Origin of the sequence: Sulfurimonas sp. (assembly GCF_047622445.1) — a bacterium.
GTDB lineage: Bacteria > Campylobacterota > Campylobacteria > Campylobacterales > Sulfurimonadaceae > Sulfurimonas.
Window position 1 is genome coordinate 28,575 of record NZ_JBLHOE010000019.1, and the last position, 19,845, is coordinate 48,419.

Here is a 19,845-nt window from a genome sequence, read left to right on the forward strand (position 1 = left end):
GATGAAACGTCTAAAATTAGCATATGTATCACCACTTCCACCATTAAAAAGTGGTATATCATATTATTCAGAGGAGCTATTAAAACAACTTTCTTTATATTATAATATCGATGTGGTAATATCTAACGATGCACTAGAAGATGTAGCAAAGAGCATAAATTATCAAATCAAAAGTGTTCCTTACTTTAAAATAAATCATACTTTGTATGATAGAGTTATATACCATGTGGGCAATTCTCCTTTTCATGAATATATGCTCGATTTACTAAATGAGGTATTGGGTGTTGTTGTCCTCCATGATTTTTACATTTCCAACCTTATAGATTTTTCACAAAAATTAGAGCCAAACTTATTGTATCTTTTACATGGATATCAAGCTTCCAAAGATTCTACAGGTACAGATAGTCTAAAAAATATTATATTAAAATATCCTGCAAATAAGTATGTCTTAAATAATGCATTAGGGGTCATCGTCCATTCAGGTTACTCAAAAACATTAGTAAATAATTATTATTATAAGCCAAATACAGATAATTGGTTTACTATTCCACATTTAAGAGAAAGCCCTCATAAAAAAGATCTCTTCAGCAGAGAAGATTTAGGGATGCCACAAGATGCATTTGTTGTATGTAGTTTTGGAATGTTGGGAGCAAATAAACAGAATGAAAAATTGTTTGATGCTTGGATGAATACTTCTCTTTCAAGCAATGACAACTGCTATCTGATTTTTGTAGGTGAAAATGATGCCGCTGCATATGGAAAAGAATTAGATAAAAGCATAAATTTACAAAAAAATATTAAAATAACAGGCTGGACAGATGTAGTAACGTTTGATAGCTATCTATCTATTTCAGATATCGCAGTACAACTTCGAAGTAACTCGAGGGGGGAAACATCTGGAACAGTTTTGGATACGATGAATAATGCTATACCAACTATAGTAAATGCAAATGGCTCTATGATGGAACTTCCAAAAGATGCGGTGTATATGATACAAGATAATTTTAACACTACAGAACTAGCAGAGGCTCTAGAAAAACTCTACAAAGATAAATCTTTAAGAGAGGTACTGGCCAAAAAAGCGGCTGAATATATACGAACGTATCACAATCCTGTTCATTGTGCGCAACGCTATTATGAAGCGATTGAAAATTCATACGACGAAACAAAAAGCTATAAACAAAAAGCTATAAAAAAATTATCAGAAAAAATACAAGATATGCCACAGTTAGTTGAATTACTTTCTTTAAGTGATTTTGACTCTATAGCCCAGCGACAGATACTTGTTGATATATCTAGTATTATAAAATGTGATTTAAAAACTGGTATCCAAAGAGTTGTTCGTTCTCAAATTATCGAATTAATAAAAAATGCACCAGATAACTATAGAATTGAACCTGTATATCTGAACTCTAATGAACTAGTTTATTCTTATGCACGTTCATATACAGCTGAATTATTAAAATTAGAAAGTTTAAATATATATGATGAACCTATATCCGTTAATGATGGAGATATCTTTTATGGATTAGATTTATGTACATTTGAAGTGAATGAATCTAGTAAAGCAAAAATATATGAAAGTTATAAAACATTAGGTGTAAATATTAAGTTTGTAGTGTATGATTTATTACCTATATCACATGAAAACTTTTTTCTATCAAATGCGAAGAAGATACATACACAATGGTTAGATAACATTACGGAGATAGCAGATGAATTAGTATGTATATCAGGTACAGTTGCTTCAGAAGTTAGATCATGGATACAAGACTATAAACCCTTCAAACAAAACACGCTAAAAGTTTCTGTATTACATTTAGGTGCAGATATCATCTCAACAGAAAAAATTATTCATAAGAAGATTAAAAAATCTCCAAATTTTTTAATGGTAGGAACAATAGAACCAAGAAAAGGACATGTTCAAGTGTTACAGGCATTTGATATACTTTGGAAAGAAGGTTTAGATATACATCTTACAATAGTAGGAAAGACAGGTTGGATGGTCGATGAATTTACAAAGAGACTAGCTACACATGATGAATTAGATAATCGTTTTCATTTTTTAGGAGCTATTGATGATGTGGCATTATCGGAAGTGTACTATTTGGCTGATTGTATTATAGTGGCAAGTGAAGCTGAAGGTTTTGGACTTCCACTGATTGAGGCTGCCCAAAATGCTTTAGCTATTATGGCAAGAGATATTCCTGTTTTTCGTGAAATAGCCAATAATTATGTATATTTCTTTAAAAATACAAACAATGCTGAGGATTTGGCAATAGATATAAAAAGGTGGTTAAGCTTATATGAGAAAAATGAACATCCTTTATCAAAGGATATGCCATATTTGTCTTGGGAACAAAATGCACGAAAGTTACTTGAGATATTTTAATGTCTAAGTATATCAAATTTAAATCTACAACTTTCAGATTTAAATTTTTGCCTATGGAACTTAAGAAAAAATTTCACAGTTGAAAATAAGTTAATACTCTGTATAATCACGAAAGTATTAAATTACAATATTAAAGGAAAAGTAATGAATAAAACTCCTTCTACATCAGATTTAAGAGTTTTCTTATTTATGCTGTCAGGTGTTTTTTTATTTCTTGCACTTTATTCGCTATTTAATGGTTTACCTATCCGTACTTGGGCGTTAGTTGTGGCGTTGTTTCTCTTTGCTTTTGCAATTGTTAAACCATATTATGCCAAGAATATTTATATTGTTTGGATGATGCTCGGTGAAGTAATTGGAAATTTTGTTTCAAAAATTATATTGATAATTTTATTTTTTCTTCTTTTTACTCCTATAGCTATTTTTCTAAAAATATTTAATAAAGATCTTCTTAATAAGAAAATGAAACCAGATAGTACAACTTACTGGTCGGTGCGAGAGATTGAACCAGGTTCAATGAAATATCAGTTTTAAAAGAAGATAAATGGAATTATTAAAAGAAATATGGCTGTTTTTAAAAATGAGAAAAAAGTTTTGGCTTTTACCAGTAATAATCATTATGTTATTGCTAGGTGCTTTAATCGTGTTAGCTCAGGGTACTGCTATCGCTCCATTTATTTATACCATATTTTAGTATATTATGATTATTTTAGGTATTTCAGCTTATTATCATGACTCTGCAGTTTCCTTAATTAAGGATGGTGTTATTGTCGCCGCAGCTCAAGAAGAACGTTTTAGTCGGTTAAAGCATACTTCTTCTTTTCCAAGTCTTTCAATAAGTTATTGTCTTGATGAAGCAAAGATTACATTAAGTGAAATAGATTATATTTGTTTTTATGACAAACCATTACTTAAGTTTGAACGCTTACTAGAAACGTATTTAACAGAAGCTCCTCGAGGACTAAAGTCCTTTATGCAAGCAATACCAATTTGGTTAAAAGAAAAACTTTATCTTAAAGAAACACTTTCACGAGAGTTTACATTTTTAGCTCAAAAATTAGATGTAGATATGACAAAAGCTCAAAGTAAAAAATTTAAAAAACAAATACGTCCTAAACTTATGTTTAGTGAACATCATCTTAGTCATGCTGCAAGTGCCTTTTTCCCCAGTTCTTTTGAATCAGCTGCTATTTTAACGATTGACGGTGTTGGTGAATGGTGTACGACATCATTAGCATATGGTGAAGGAAATAAAATAAAGGTCTTAAAAGAGATTAATTTTCCACACTCTTTGGGTCTTTTATACTCTGCATTTACTTATTATTTAGGCTTTAAGGTCAACAGTGGTGAATATAAAGTGATGGGTCTTGCACCGTATGGTATACCTAAGTATGCTGATTTGATACGTAAGCATTTAATCGATATTAAGGATGATGGCTCTTTTCGGCTTGATATGCGTTACTTTAACTATACGACTGGTTTAACAATGACAAGTGAATTATTTCATCAGCTCTTTGGTGCTCCTCCAAGAAAAAGTGAAAGTAAATTGACTCAATATGAAATGGATATCGCTGCATCTTTACAAGCTGTCACTGAAGAAGTTATGATAAAGTTAGCAAGATATGCGAAAGAAGTTACAGGTTCTGATAACCTCTGTCTTGCAGGTGGTGTCGCTCTTAACTGTGTTGGAAATGGTAAGATTCTTAAAGAAAATATTTTTGAAAATATATGGATACAGCCTGCTGCCGGGGATGATGGTGCATCACTAGGTGCAGCTTACAATCTTTACTATCAAGAATTAAAGAATCACAGACAAATAAATCAAAGTCTACCTGATGCAATGCAAGGTTCATTTCTTGGACCTGAATATTCTGATGATGAGATTAAAACGTATTTAGATGAAGTAGGCGCTGTGTATCATTATTACGAGGAAGATAAACTCATAGATAAAACAGCAAAACTTTTGTGTGATGGTAATGTAGTAGGCTGGCATACAGGTCGTATGGAATTTGGTCCACGTGCATTGGGACACCGTAGTATTTTAGCAGATCCAAGAAACTTAGAGATGCAACGTACTCTCAACATTAAAATTAAGTACCGAGAATCATTTCGTCCTTTTGCGCCATCTATATTAGAGGAAAAAGTGAGTGAATGGTTTGATCTTAACAGCAAAAGTCCCTATATGCTTGTAGTAGCTCCAGTAGAGAAAAGTAAGTTGATAGACTATCAACAAAGTAATGAAGGTTTTGAAAAATTATCTATTTTAAGAAGTCAAATACCAGCAGTTACTCATGTAGACAACAGTGCGCGTGTACAAACTGTGGATAAAAAAATAAATCCAAAATTCCACCATCTTTTACGTGCATTTGAAGAAAGAAGCGGATGCCCTATATTGGTGAATACTTCATTTAATATACGTGGCGAACCTATAGTGTGTAGTCCTAGAGATAGTTATCGTTGTTTTATGCGTACTGAAATGGATATTTTGGTACTTGAAAACTTTTTACTTTATAAAGATGAACAAGAAAAACTAAAAGATGAAAATAATAGCGTAGAATTTTTTGAAATGGATTAGTGAATGAAAAAATCACTATATATTTTACTGATTAATTTTGGACTACTACTTTTTTTGCTTATATTGGTTGAGGGTGGTAGTCGTGTTTTCATGCAAGAGAAAAAGAATGAGGCACTATTTAGTGATAAAGATTTACGTATTCGAGGTCGTTCTTTTATTCAAAAAAATAAAACAAGAGGCTTCGCTCTTATACCAAACTTTACAAACAATAACTATACAGTTAATTCTCAAGGCTTTAGAGGCAAGGAGTTTCCAAAAGACTTCGATAAACAATTTAAAATACTGACTCTCGGTGAGTCAACTACATTTGGCTGGGGTGTTAATGAGGAAGAAACATATCCTTACTATCTTAAGAAAAAATTAAAAGAGAACAATAGAGCCTTTTATATTATTAATGGAGGTGTACCATCTTATACATCTTCTCAGGTAGTGCTTTATATGAAAGAAATTTTTACTAAAGATATAGTAAAACCAGATATGATATTAGTTAACATTATGTGGAATGATATTTGGTATTCAACAGTTAAAAATTGGCATTCAAATATTTTAGTACATCAAGAACCACCATCATGGTTAAATTTCCTTACTAAACATTCATACTTTTTTTATGGTTTAGTTATGGGTTTTGCAGAAGATGAAAAAAAGACTAATATTTTCAACAAAGAGGCATATTCCTTCTATCTCAGTAATCTTAAGTCCATGATTGAATTGGCAAATAAGAATAAAGTTAATATTGCTTTTGTAGCACCACCTTTTGACGGGGACCATATGCCCGAAAAAGGCTTGCAGGAATTTCAGATTCACTATAGCAAGCAATTTCTCATAAACACAGCTCAAAAATATAGTCAGGGTATGAATCAAATCGCTGCTGATTACGACATACCAATAATTACGCATAAACTAGATTTAAAAAACATGCACCAAAATTCTCTTTTTTTAGATGCACTTCATCCAACTGCAGAGGGTAATTCTATAATGGCAAATGATATTGCATTAGAACTTATTCTTCTCATAACTCACTAGAAAATTATCAATTATATGTAGCTTAAAATATAAGGTTTCGTATACCGTAGAATAATTTCTAGTGTTATATACTATTCAATCATGATATAGCGTAACATTTAAAGTTTTATTTATATTTTTTACTGTATAATTTATTCAAGTATTGTAAAAAATACTATCGATAGTTCAGGTAGTTGTTCAGAAGTATGGTGGATTAGGTTCCCCGTACAAGGTTCTTGATTGATAACATCATGCACTTTATAATTACTACACAAAATTTTTAACTTTCCTTAGGAGGAAAATATGGCATTAACACAAACTCAAATATCAGAACTTTATGTTGCGATCTTTAACAGAGCATCAGAAGGTGAAGGTAACACATACTGGCAAAATATTGGAATGACTTCTGAATTAACTGCTGACGCAATGTTAGCAACATCAGATGCTCAATCGTACTTTGGTAGTAGCTTAGATTCTAATCAAGCATTTATAGAGCATATCTATGCAAACACATTAAATAAGACAATAGAAGACGATGCTGAAGGTATCGCATACTGGACAGATTTATTAGATAATGGTGCTACTAGAGGCGAAGTTGTTACTGGTCTTGTAGAAGCAATATACTCTTATGCTGACTCAACAGATCCAGTTACTGAAGCTGCTTATACACAGTTTGTAAATAGAGTAGCTGTATCTGACTTTACTGCAGATATTATGCAAGCAGCTCCATCTGATTATGCTGTTTCAACATCATTCAATGGAGATATCCCAGTTTCTGATGATCCTCAAACTGTTTCTGATGCTATGATAAGTATTTCAAACATTAACGAAGATATTCTTCATCCAATTAACGATCTATTTACACTTAAGAAAAATATTACTGAAACAGTAAGTACTCAAGTTGTAGTTACTGAGGGTGACGCTACAATGATGTGGGGCGATCCAGATTGTGCAGATTGTAATATTACAGCTGACTCATTCTTTGGTGCTGGTGGTTACCTTGCTTCATTAGTAGGTTCAGACCTTGCTTTAATGGCAGCAGATAGCATAAACATTGGTGGAGACACTGCACTAACTTCAATCGTTATGAATGTTGTTGATACTGATGGTGTAAACGCTGGTACAGACGATGTTACAATAACAACAACTACTGCTGACGGTGAGCAATTCACTTCAGAATTAGCTCTTGGTCAAGCGTATATAGATTTCTTAGATGGTGTTTTATACTACACAGATCCTGATACAGGCGCTAAAACTTCTAGATTAACTTCAGTTAAAGCTGATGATACTTCTGCAACTACAACTACATATACTTATAGTATTGAAAGTGTAGTACTTACTACAGAAGTTAACAATGGTGGAACATGGGAAACTGGATATACTTCAAATAAAAACCTTTTAATCATTGCTGGTCAAACAGAATTATTACACGGTGCTTACATAGACGCTGGTGAAGGTATGAATGTACTTGAAGTAGATATGAAGGGTGTATATGCACAACCATTAGCTATTTTAAATGTACAAGAAGTAAGAATTGAAAACTTACCAAATGTATATGATGATTTTTATACTCTTGGTGGTAAGTCAGTTGAAGTAGCTGCAGATGGTACAGTTACTGTAACAGATACTACTACTGATGCTAATACTGATGGTTTAGATATTCCTGATTATAATGCAGCGTCAGCTGTAAATCAAGATAGTATTTTAGATCTTAGTCGTGCTATTGATGTTCAAAAAGTAGTTATTACAGAAGGTAATGACACAGCTACATCTTCACTTGGTATTTCTGAGCAAGCTCTTGGCGAATTAGTAGTAGTTGGTATCCGTAATGGTGCTGAATTAGTACTTGAAGGTGAATTTACTGAGAATGTAACTGTAAACTACGGTCAAGGTATGGGTTCTGCTCTTGAGTTAACACTTAACTTAGGCGATGTAGATGGCGTTACATTTGACATTTTCTCTAACTCAAACACTATAAATATTAACTCTATCGGTGGTGGAAATGTTCTAGATAATGTTAATTTTGGAACTTCTACTGTATTAAACATGAACATTGCTGGTACAGCTAAACTTGTTGTTTCTGAGGATATTGCAGATGTATTCACAGCTGGTCATCCTGCAACTATTGATGCTTCAGCTAATCTTGCTGGTGTTGATTTAACTATTGGTGGTCCTAGTGTTGGTTTTGATGATGAAGTTGTTTTCATGGGTACTGCATTTGCAGGTGACCATTTCACAGCATATTCTGAAAGATCAGTAGAAATTACTGATGGTAATGGTAATAATGAATTTTTAGTAAAGGCTTATGAAGATATAACAATCACATCAGGTGATGGTGCAAATCAAATTAATGCTACTTCAATTGGTTCTGTACAAACTTTAGACAACGAAGACGTAGTAACTGTAACTGTTGGAAATGGTAACAATGATATTACTGCTAGTTCTACAGATGCATTTATTATTACTGCAGGTAGTGGTGATAACCGTATCGAAGCAACTAGTACTACTGCTACTGGTACAACTGATGCTGATGCAAGTACTATCGTTGTTGGCGATGGACAAAATGAAATTGATGCTTCTGCATTAGTTCTTAGTATTGTTACGGGTGATGGTAACAATGAAATTGATGCTGATGGTTCAACAAATGTTGTAATCACTACAGGTGAAGGTAACGACACTATCAATGCAACTGATACTACTTCTACTACTATTGATGCTGGAAATGGTTCAAACTCTGTTACTGTAGTTGCTAGCACTATTGCTGTTACAACTGGTACAGGTACTGATTCTGTTACTATTGGTGGTAACGGTAAAGATTATAGTGCTGTTGATTCTGATTTCGCAATGCTTACAATTGATTTAGGAACTACAGGTGCAAATACTTTAGTTATTGGTACTGATAATACTGCTGATTTACCAGGTGTTACTGCAATGACTGGTTCTACAATCACAGGTGAGAACATCACTTTAGATGTAAACAAAGATGCAAATCTTTCTCAAGCTGCTATTACTGGTGTTACAACTGTTAGTCTTGACGGTGGTTCTAACTTAACTATTACTAAAGAGCAATTCTTAGCAATTGGTTCTACTAACTTTAGCGTTGATGGTGTTGCATTCGGTGAAAAAGCTGAATTAACAATCGTTGTTTCTGAGTCTATGAACTTTGATGAATTAGGTATTACTCTTAGTACATTTGCATGTGATGACATTAACTTAAACATCGTTCTTGCTTGTGATAACCCAGCTGAAAATGTATTTACATTAACTGCTGAGCAACTTGATATTTATCTTGCTAATGATGGTATTATGGTTGATGCAAACAATGGTTATGACAACAATCAAGTAATTGTTACTAATGCTGGATTAGATTTTGATGCAACGACTGCAGTTGCAGGTGGTGATATTGATATTACAAATGGTACTGATGATGTTACAGTTATTAGAAATATAGGTGGTTATGAAAGACCAACTGAAGATGATATAGATGACTCATTAAATATTAACACAGACACTGACACTGTACCAGCTACAATCACAGGTTCTGCAGTAACTGTTGTTACTATTGAAGGTGCTCAAGATATCACTACTTCTCTTGATTTAGCTGATAACGCTAGTGTAGATTTCTCTGCATTAACTGGTACAGCAAACCTTACATATAATAACTTTGCTGACTTAACTGAAGATGGAACTGTTGCTAATTGGGGAACTATTGTTGGTAATGGTAATGCACGTTTAGAAGTAACTTTTGAAGACACTGCTGCATCTGCTAACGCAAATGTTGTAGGACTATTAGGTGAAGGTATCAAGATTTCAGGTGTTGAAACATTAGTTACAACAGGATTTGAAACATCAGGCGATGCTGCTACTGTTTACTTATGTGAAGATTCTGCAGATATAAATGTAGTTGGTTTACAAGGTAGCTGGAATGAAACTGTTATCTATAAAGAGGCTGCATGGGATGTAGATGTTCTTCTTGAAGCTGCTACTAATGTGAAGACAAATCAATTAGACATTGGTGCTATTGAAGTTGACTATAAGGCAGATGATGTTGCTGCTCGTGGTGCACTAGCAACTGGTGTAGAAGTTTCTATTAACAACCAAGGTACTGCTACTACAAATACTATCTGGGTAGAAAGTATAGATCTTACTAATGCTGCTGATGTTACTGTAGCTGCTACTGATGGTTCTGTAAATATACTTAATCTTGATGCTCTTGAAGCTTCATCATTAACTTTCACTTCTGCAAATGATGTTACTACAGATTTCGCTACAGGTAGTTTTGCTACTGGTTTCGATACTTTAGATGCTTCTGGTGTTGTTGGTACATTCACTGCTAATGTTTCTGCTACTTCTGATCTTTCAGGTGTTACTGTAACTGGTATGGATGCTCTTGCTCTAGGTAGTGCAGTTGACTTAACATTAAGTGCTGATCAAGTTACAGAATTTGGTGCTACTGTATCAGATGCTGATGCTGACTCAACATTAAATGTAAATGGTTTAGATGGTACACATACTTTTGATTTAAGTGCTATTGATGTTTCTAACATTGGTGTAGTAACAACTGCTGACGTAGATGGAACAATTGTTTTAGCTACTCCAAGTTTAGGTGGTGCAGATGCATTAGTTATTAATGCTATGACTTCTGATACTACACTTGAAATGACTGTAGATCAATTCCACACATACTGTGGTTCAACAAATGAAGTTGGTATGGCAAATATTGGTTGTAATGCAACTGGTACAAATGAAGCTACATTAGATTTAGTAGGCGCTACTGCTAGTTCATCAATTGATTTAACTAATGTTGATCAAACTGAAGCTACTGTTGATGATGTTCTAACATTAGATGTTGATGAAAGTGTAATTTTAGATGCTGTAAGTGTTACTATCCAAATAGCTGATGTTGTTGCAACTGCAGATATGGAAATTATTAACGGTACAGTAACTTTAGAAGTTTCTGGTACAAATGATTTAACACTACTTAACACTAAGACTGCTTTAGATGCAACAATTGTTGATGTTAACTTCACAGCTGATGCTACATTAACTTTAACTGCTGATCAAGTAATGGCAATTGAAGCTGCTTATATGGTTGCTAACCCAACTGCTACTGATTCTGCATTTTCTATCGCTGCAGGTGCAAATGTAACTGTAAATGTTATTGATTTAGATAGTACTCAAGCTCTTAATTTAGACTTATTACAAGCTGCTGGTATTACAATTGGTACTGTTTCTATTACAGATAATGATGCTGCTAACACTCTTAATGCTGCAACTACATTCGGTGGTGCTGCTTCAATTATCACTCCTACTGCTGATCAAAGTACAGGTGACGCGATTGATGGTATTGAGCCAACTTCTGTTACTATGACTATCCAACAATTAGCTACTACTTTAGATAGTACAATTACTGGTGATTCTCAAGTTAACTTAACTGGTCTTGTAAACAACGTTGATACAAACGCTGATTATGTTGCTGATGAAGCTAACTACGATCTTTCAAACATCAATAATGCTGGTACTGTAGAATTTACTGATCAACTAACAGGTGAAACAGTTACTTTAGCATCTACTGCTAACTTAGGTGGATTTGATATTGATTTATATGCTGGCGATATGATTCAGTTTGCTACAGAAACACAAGCTTCTGGTACAACTGTAACTGAGAAACCAGGTACAAATGCTGTTGCTGATGATGCTGGTGATACTGTTTCGACTGCAATTGCATGGTTATTTGATACTATTACTGCTCAAATTGACACTACAAACTATGACGCGGATATCACTACATTATATGTTAATGAAGATTTAATTGACATAGCAAGTGGTAACGGTGTTGAAGATTTATGGAATACACTTCCATCATCTATCGTTGTTGAAGTTGTAAACTCTAGTGACATCCCTGATGTTTTAGTTTCATTTAACAGAACTGTTACAGTTGAAGCTATGACTGGTCTTACTGGTATGACTTTTGATGATCAAAACGAATTCCAAACGATTTCTAACCTAACTATTAACTTAGAAGGTAATACAAATGTTGGTAATATCATCATTGATGATACTGTTGGTGCTGGTAACTTTGACACACTTACAATCAACTCTTACGAAGATAGACATACAATTAATGATAATGGTTTTGTTTTCATGCCAAATATTGTTGGTGACATTAGCATGAGCGCTACTCCAAGTAATGAACTTGTAAATGTTACTTTAAATACAAATGATTTTGCTGATCCAGTAGATGTATCAGATATTGCTGTTCTTAGAGATGGTCTTGCTTTAGAAGTTGGAACTATTACTGTTGGAACTCAAGCAAATACTGATAGAGCTCTTGTTACTTTAACTGGTGATAACGATATCACTGTTGCTGCTATTGATATGTCAGATACTGATATTACTTTAGTAACTGTTGATAACAATACTACTGCTGGTGATGTAACAATTGGTGGTACTGAATATACTGCTACTAACGTTTTCATGATAGACGGTCATACTGTTTCTGCACTTAATGCAGGTACTGATTTTGCTGCTACTGGTACAAACGTTCTTGTTGTTACAAATGGTGCAAATGATTTAACTGCTGCTACTGCTGCAGATATCGATTCTGTTAGTTTTACAGGTGATGCTACATTAACATTAACTGCTGCACAAGTTCTTGCTATTACTATTACGGATACAACTCCTAATGATGGTATCGCTGATAACTGGGCTGCAAATGGTCATACTGTAACATTAAACATTACAGACTTAGGTACACAAGCTCTTGATTTAGATGCTATACAAGCTGCTGGTATCAATATTGGTACTGTTTCTGTTACTGCTTCTGCTGAATTAAATGCTGCTACTACTTTAGGTAATGCTGATTTAGTTTCTATCGAAGTTGATGGTGCAAATATCGCTCTAGAAATGACTGCTGCTCAATACAAAACTATTGACGCTGGTAACATTGTTGAAACACTTTCAGCTGCTGCTGTAACTGCTGGATTCACATCAAGTGTTCAAGTAGATGAATTAGAAGCTATTGAAGATGTTACAGAAACTGTAACAATTGATTTATCAACTGTTTCTACTACAGGTTTAAATACAGTGGAACTTGGTGATGGAATGACTCCTACAAGTGGTGCTTTAACTACAGCTGATTCTGATGTTAAACTTGATAATGCAACTGACTTAGGTGACTTTGCAGTTACTTTATACGATTTAGATACTGCTTTATCTGGTACAGATATTTCAGGTCAAACTATTAGATTCGCTAATGAAATTCAAGCTGGAAGATTAATTGAAGTTGTTAACAGTACTATTGCTGGTGGCGATACTGGTACAAACGTTGTATGGATGTTTGATACTACTACTGGTGCTATTGAAACTACATATATAACTGGTGTTCAAGGTTACGATTCTCAAATCGGTCGTCTATGGATAATGGAAGATCTTGTTGATGGTGGAAATGTTGAAGCATTCTACACTACATTAAGTGGAGATATCATTGTTCGTATTGATAACACTAACTTAACTGATCAACTAGTGTTAACTCTTGCTATTGACAGAGATGTAGAAGTTTCTTCATTCACTTCTGTTGCAAGTTTAGAGTTTACTGATGATGATTTATTAGAGCATATCTTTGATCTTTCTATCACTATGGGTGGTGAAGCGAACATTGGTGACTTAGTTCTAGATAACCTTCTAGCTCCTGTTAATCCATCGTTCCCAAGTTTCCCAGGTGATGATGAGTTTGGTACATTAACAATTAACTCTTTTGTTGCTGATACTACTAGTCATTATTTATTACCAGATGATTTTGATGCTGCTACTGATGTTTTACCAAATGCCGCTCTTTATGGTTTTGACGGTACAAATATAATTGGTGACATTTCAAGTGGTGCTACTCGTGGTGAACTTGCTTCTGTAGTTATCAATACTGGTTCAGGTACTACAGACGCTCCTCTAGAAGTACAAACAATTTACTTTGCTGATGATAGTCTTACTGATACAAACCTTGGTGTTGCAACATTCTCAGTTACTGGAGATAGTAGTGTTACAGTGAAGTCTTTAGATACTTCTGATGCAGAAATAATTGCATTAACAGTAACAAATACTTTATCAGTAGGTGCTTCTTTAACAGTAACTGGTGGTTCTCCAGCATTTGATGGTGGTGATGCAACAGGTGATACTGAAACATTAACAATTAACTCTGGTCTTGCAACTGTTGAGACTACATTTGGTAGTACTGATGGTGTTACAACGTATGCTGGTGTATCTGGTGAAGATTTAAGTATAGTTACTATCAATGGACTTGGTACTGTAGATTTAGGTACTGTTGCTCGTGTTGATAGTGAAGCATTTGCTTTAGCTGCTAATGCAGCCGCTGTTGTTTCAATGACACTAGGAACTGCTGATGCAAATGGTCTTATTGCTCCAACATTAAGCGCTACTGGTACATGGACATTTACTGGTGTAGATACAATGACTATTGATTCTTCTACTACGTTTAATGCTGGTGGTACATTAAGTATTCTTGGTACTGTTATTACAACTACAGGTACAGGCGCTATCGACTGGTCAGGTCTTACACTAGATCTTACAGGTTCTACTATAGAACTTCTTGCAGGTGACACATTAACTTTAACAGCAGCTCAAGCTGACGCGTTAACTGTTACTGGTGCTGGTACAGTTGAGATTCTAAACTTAGAAGCTGATACTGATGCTGGTACTCCTGGTATTCAAACTGCTGACTTATCTAACATAATGACTGCTACTGGTGATACAGGTGTAGTTAATGCTTATGCTGATACATCAGATATTGACGCTGATACTATTCCTGAAGCAATTGTACTTGATGGTGCACTTGGTGTTGCTCATGTAACTATTACAGGTGATGGTTCAGCTTCTGTAACTGCTTCTATGGCTGCTACTGATCGTAACGATCCTGCAACTGGTACTGATGCTTCAGATGATACTTACATTTCATTCACAGTAGATGCTGCTGCTACATTAAACTTACTTGATACTCAAGCAGGTGCTGTAACTGGTGATCCTCTAACTGCATGGATGACAATGGTTGATGGTGCTGGTACAGTACATGTAGATATCCAAGGTGCTACGTCAAATGCTGATCTTAGTGGTTTAACTGCTACTACTGTTGTTGCTGATGTTATTGCTACTACTACTTTTACAGGTGACTTAGGTACTGCTGTTGTAACTGTTGAAGATGGCGCTACATTATCTGCTGCATATGCTCTTGTAACTGCTAAAACAATTAATCAAGATGCAATGCTTGACGATGGTGTTACTCCTGCTCTTGGTACTGGTGCTTTAATTGTAGATATTGCTTTAGCTGACGCTGCTGCTGATTTATCAACAATCTTAGGTAACATTAGTACTATGACAGCTAACTTTACTGAAGACCAAACTTTCACAGGTAACTTAGACGGTGCTGATGCAACTGTTGAAGCTCTTGTTGATTTAGTTGTTTCTTCTTCTATTATAGATGGTTTAACTGTAACAGGTGCTAATACTTCAACTATTGATCTTACTGATTTAGCTACAAACTTAGCTGCTGACTTATCTGGAATTACTGTAACTGGAAGTAGTGCTACTGCTGCATTTGCTACAAGTGGTACATTCACAGGTGACTTAGGTACAGTTACTGTAACTATCGCTGATGGTGCTATTATGACTGCTGCTGCTAGTGTTTTAGTTATCTCAGATGTTAATAAAGATACTGTTGTTGGAACAGGTGCTGTTGTAGTAACTGTTGCTACGGCTGATGCTAATGCAAATTTAAGTACATTAATTAATACTGCTAGTGTTCAAGCTGCTGATATTTCATCTATCACAATCACTGAAACATTAACATTTACTGGTGCTTTACATGGTGTAGTAGCTACACAAGTTGCTGATGGTGCTACATTAAGTACGACTGCTGCAATTGCAGATAGTACTACAGATACTGCTGGTCTTATTAGTCATGCAATAGATATGGCTGGAACAACTGGTGAAGTTATTATTGATGCTTCTAACGCTGCTAATACTGATATAGCTGGTACAGCTAACTTTACTGTGACTGACTTAGAAGATGGAATTGATGCTTCTATGGTTTCAGGTACACTAGATGTTGCAGTACTTGATGCAAATACTGGTGGTAGTGCTGTTACTCTTGGTGGTGGTGTTAATACTATAGATGCTGATGCTTTAATTGATACTAATGTATTACTTCTTACTGGTACTGATGTTGCTGATACTGCTGAACAAACTACAGTTACATTCGCTGGTGGTGTTTATGTTATTGGTGATGTTATTAATGTAACAATTGATGGCGTTCTTTATACACATACAGTTTCTAACATATTAGTTACTGCAATTGCTACTGCTTTTAACACACTAATTAATGGTGTAGATGCTAACGTAACTTCTGTTCCAGCTCTCGGTGTTCTTACTTTAACTGCAATTACTGCTGGTAGAGAGATTGTTGTAAGTTCTGCAACAAATTCTGCACTAGGTACTGCTGTAGCTGCTGAATCTGTTTCTCATACTTTAGCTATTGGAGCAACTATTGCTACAACTGTAAATGGAGATATCATTGCTGCTATATCTAACAATGATGGAGATACTACAACAGGTGGTGCTACATTAATTGGTGGAGATGGTACAAATATCATTCAAGGTACTAATAATGACGACACTATAAATGGTGGAGTTGATGCTGATACACTTACTGGTAATGATGGTGATGATACATTTATCTTTGACTCAGCATTTGATGTTGTACTTGGTGAAAGTATTGACGGTGGTCTTGACCTTGATACTGTAGTAGTAAATACTACATCAATTGTAGACTTTTCACTTGCTACTACTTTTGTAAACATGGAAGTGTTAGACTTATCTTCTGCTGCTACAAATATTGTTATGACAGGTGCACAACAAGCGCAATTCTCTACAGTACTTGGTAGTATTGTTGCAACTGCTGATGATTCTGTTACATATAACACATTAAGTGCTCAAACTGTTACAGGGGCAAGTCCTGCTGTTGATACATTTGAATTTGCTGCTGGTGATACTGCTACAGTTATTAGTGCTTTTGGAACTGAAGACTTCATTGATGTAGTTGGTTCTGGTGCTGCAAGAACTATCGTTGATGGTGCAGGTGCTACTACAGTACTTAATACTAACGAAGTTATTTATCTTGACGCTGTTGCTGGTGATTTAGCTTCAACTACTACTGCTGGTGCAGCAATAACTGCGGCAGATGGTTTCACTGAAACAGGTATACATGCATTTTTTGTTGTAACTGATGATACTGATACATATATCTATGAGTATAATCAAGCTGCTTTTGATGGTGCTATCGCTGCTAATGAATTAACATTGATGGGAACAATTGATGCAGCATTAGTTTCTGCTGACATTATTGCTTAGTAACTACTAAGCCAATCCTCAAAGGATATCTTTTCCTTTGAGTCAGTTCTTTATGAACTTACTTTAAACTTCTCCCTTCTTTTTGAAGGGTAAAGTTTTATTGAATATTATAAGTCAAAATAATTTTCAATCAAGCTTTAAAATAACACCCATAAAAGAGTCCAATGTCAAATTCACTTCTAGCACTTCGTCCAAGTATTCATAAAACACATGGTTTCTCACTCCCTAAAGATTTATCTTTCACTAAAGGTAATCCTCTCTCAGTTGTCTTAATTGATGAACTAACATCTCTTTTACCTACATATGCACTAGGTTTTGCAAAAGCAAATAAAGATACCTTTGTGCTTGTATCACTCCAATCAATCTACAAAGATGAGAATGTTTTTTTAAATGAAGATTCTCATTGGATTGGGAATTACATGCCAAATGTGTATAAGGGCTATCCATTCGTACTAGCTGAAAACATGAAAGATGAGAAGAGAGTAAATACACTTTGCTTTAATATGCAAAGTGACTTATATAAAGAAGTACCAAATGAAGAAGCAGGAGATCTAAGATTCTTCGATGATGAAGGTAATCCTCAAGAGATTGTTCAAAAAGTACTTACATCTTTGTTAGAACATAACAAGTATAGACAAGTTACGATTAAAGCTGTAGAAGCTATAGTAAAAGCTGATATCTTAGATCCTTGGATACTTTCATCTGAAGACTCGGATAAAGAATTAGTACAAGGCTTATATAGAATTAATGAGCAAAAACTAAAAGCTTTAAGCGGTGAAGTACTTGAAACTCTCAACAAAGTAAATGCTTTGTCTATAGTATATGCACAAATGCTCTCTATACCAAGAATAGAAGTACTCAAGAAACTCCATGAATTGAAAAAAAACAAGCAACAAGAACAAGAAGAAAAAGAACTAAACCTAGATGAATTCTTCGGTGAAGGTGGTAATGACACAATAAGTTTCGACTTTTAGGCATCCATGAAAAAGCAAATAATAGCTAATACCTTTACATCCGTATATGATGAGTTAGAAGGGTGCTACGGTAAGGGTAAATAGCAGTCAAGAGGAGTGAAGAGGGTGCAAGCACCATCAAGACTAAAAAGACAATCATAAAACATAGTGATATTCAAAAGTACACCATAGATACACGAGAAGAATCGATAGCTAACCGTAATATTACGGTTGAGTGTTGTTGTATAAAAGCAGTAGTTACAGTAAGTAGAATAGTAGTCAAGAGGGGTAACTAATCCCTCTTATTTTGGTTAGTAAAGAGCGGGTGCAAGCACCATCAGGACTAAAAAGACTACTACGAGTTTGGGATACAAAAGTGTCTCCTAGTGTTGAGTTCCTAATCCCACACCTAACACCACTTGCCAAAAAATTGGCAAAAAAAAAGGCCAAGACTCGAAAGTCTCAGCCTAATCACTCAACACAAAGTCTACTAGTTAGATAGACTGGAGTACTTTTGTTTCCACGAAAGGATTATAGCATAATTTAATCAACAATGGTGGTACAATTGAATCAGGTTTAACAGCTGATAACGATTTAATCGTTGCTGGTCAAACAGAATTATTACACGGTGCTTACATAGAAGTTTGAGGTCAAATTTACCTTATCTATTTACACGAAAGAAATACAAAAATGTTGATATTCCTAACACCACAAATACTCTCGATGGTGGAACTTTTTCTCCACTCAAAATACTCATTAAAATTCATAGAGGACTGAGCAAAAGTTTGAAATTAAAAATGGTTGATGATTATCTTCTTAACTATAAGAAAAAATGATTATTTAGACACCATTATTTTACTTTAACTCTTACTTCCAGTAAGAACATCAAAGCCTATTTCATGCTTAAATATTAACTCTCGAAGTTGTTTTTTCGCAGTAAGTCTATACTCTCTGGCTTTATTAGATTCTATATCTTTAACTAAAAATAAATCAATATCACTATCTTCATTAGGAGTACCATAAGCATAAGAACCAAATAATATTATCTTATCAGGATTAAGAGGTTTCAATCTTTCAACGATTTCATGCTTCAATTCTTCTATATCTATCATACAGGTACTCCTTACACTTTAACTTATATCATAAGTGAAATAAGAGTTCTAAAATAAATTTATTTACTGCTGGACACCATATCCTTCGATTTTTAGTTTTTGATTAGTTAATCTCAAGTATAATTAATCTCAAGTATAATTAATTTTCACAGGAGATAATATGGCTACCATACAAGAAAAGATTGCAGGGCTTTATATAGCTTTTTTTAATCGAGCAGCAGATAAAGAAGGTTTACAGTATTGGGAAGATGAATCTTTACGTTTAGATGAAAATTCTGCTATAAAAACACTAGCTGCAGGTTTTGCTACACATGAAAAGTTTACATCTCTTTATGATAACCTTAGTGATCAAGAATTCGTAGAAGCTATTTATATGAATACTCTTGGTCAAGCAGG

General features: G+C 34.5%; 9 protein-coding genes. 8 read left to right on the plus strand and 1 reads right to left on the minus strand.

The annotated features are described in order from the left end of the window. Nucleotide 1 precedes the first annotated feature (1 nt). The 7 genes from ACI9TV_RS06140 to ACI9TV_RS06170 all read left to right on the plus strand — a co-directional run bounded on the left by ACI9TV_RS06140 (nt 2) and on the right by ACI9TV_RS06170 (nt 18,358). Complete coding sequence (locus tag ACI9TV_RS06140) at nt 2-2,392, plus strand: glycosyltransferase (protein ID WP_415249886.1); 2,391 nt, start codon at nt 2-4, stop codon at nt 2,390-2,392. Between the two features lie 144 nt (nt 2,393-2,536). Next, nucleotides 2,537-2,926: an SxtJ family membrane protein gene (locus ACI9TV_RS06145; protein WP_415249887.1), complete on the plus strand. Its 390-nt coding sequence runs from the start codon at nt 2,537-2,539 to the stop codon at nt 2,924-2,926. Nucleotides 2,927-2,936: 10 nt separating this feature from the next. After that, complete coding sequence (locus ACI9TV_RS06150; RefSeq protein ID WP_415249888.1) at nt 2,937-3,086, plus strand: DUF5989 family protein; 150 nt, start codon at nt 2,937-2,939, stop codon at nt 3,084-3,086. A gap of 6 nt (nt 3,087-3,092) precedes the next feature. Beyond that, complete coding sequence (locus ACI9TV_RS06155; protein ID WP_415249889.1) at nt 3,093-4,967, plus strand: carbamoyltransferase; 1,875 nt, start codon at nt 3,093-3,095, stop codon at nt 4,965-4,967. A gap of 3 nt (nt 4,968-4,970) precedes the next feature. Further along, nucleotides 4,971-5,990 carry an SGNH/GDSL hydrolase family protein gene (locus ACI9TV_RS06160; protein WP_415249890.1) on the plus strand — a complete coding sequence of 340 codons (1,020 nt, stop codon included), beginning with the start codon at nt 4,971-4,973 and terminating at the stop codon, nt 5,988-5,990. 282 nt (nt 5,991-6,272) lie between these two features. Further along, nucleotides 6,273-17,384, plus strand: coding sequence for a DUF4214 domain-containing protein (locus tag ACI9TV_RS06165; protein ID WP_415249891.1), 11,112 nt, complete (start codon nt 6,273-6,275; stop codon nt 17,382-17,384). Between the two features lie 164 nt (nt 17,385-17,548). Further along, entirely contained in the window at nt 17,549-18,358 is an 810-nt protein-coding gene (locus ACI9TV_RS06170; protein ID WP_415249892.1) for a SapC family protein, read from the plus strand. 839 nt (nt 18,359-19,197) lie between these two features. Here ACI9TV_RS06170 and ACI9TV_RS06175 read toward each other — a convergent pair. Then, nucleotides 19,198-19,449, minus strand: a complete 252-nt coding sequence (locus ACI9TV_RS06175) for a nucleotidyltransferase domain-containing protein (protein WP_415249893.1) — start codon at nt 19,447-19,449, stop codon at nt 19,198-19,200. Between the two features lie 160 nt (nt 19,450-19,609). Between ACI9TV_RS06175 and ACI9TV_RS06180 the strand changes: the two genes are divergently transcribed. Next, the coding region (locus tag ACI9TV_RS06180; RefSeq protein WP_415249894.1) for a hypothetical protein at nt 19,610-19,845 on the plus strand (236 nt) is incomplete at its 3' end.

Excerpts from the sequence above, each read along its gene's own strand:
- ACI9TV_RS06140 (WP_415249886.1), top strand. The coding sequence starts at position 2 with ATGAAACGTCTAAAATTAGCATATGTATCACCACTTCCACCATTAAAA.
- ACI9TV_RS06170 (WP_415249892.1), top strand. The coding sequence starts at position 17,549 with ATGTCAAATTCACTTCTAGCACTTCGTCCAAGTATTCATAAAACACAT.
- ACI9TV_RS06160 (WP_415249890.1), top strand. The coding sequence starts at position 4,971 with ATGAAAAAATCACTATATATTTTACTGATTAATTTTGGACTACTACTT.
- ACI9TV_RS06150 (WP_415249888.1), top strand. The coding sequence starts at position 2,937 with ATGGAATTATTAAAAGAAATATGGCTGTTTTTAAAAATGAGAAAAAAG.
- ACI9TV_RS06155 (WP_415249889.1), top strand. The coding sequence starts at position 3,093 with ATGATTATTTTAGGTATTTCAGCTTATTATCATGACTCTGCAGTTTCC.
- ACI9TV_RS06145 (WP_415249887.1), top strand. The coding sequence starts at position 2,537 with ATGAATAAAACTCCTTCTACATCAGATTTAAGAGTTTTCTTATTTATG.
- ACI9TV_RS06175 (WP_415249893.1), bottom strand. The coding sequence starts at position 19,449 with ATGATAGATATAGAAGAATTGAAGCATGAAATCGTTGAAAGATTGAAA.
- ACI9TV_RS06165 (WP_415249891.1), top strand. The coding sequence starts at position 6,273 with ATGGCATTAACACAAACTCAAATATCAGAACTTTATGTTGCGATCTTT.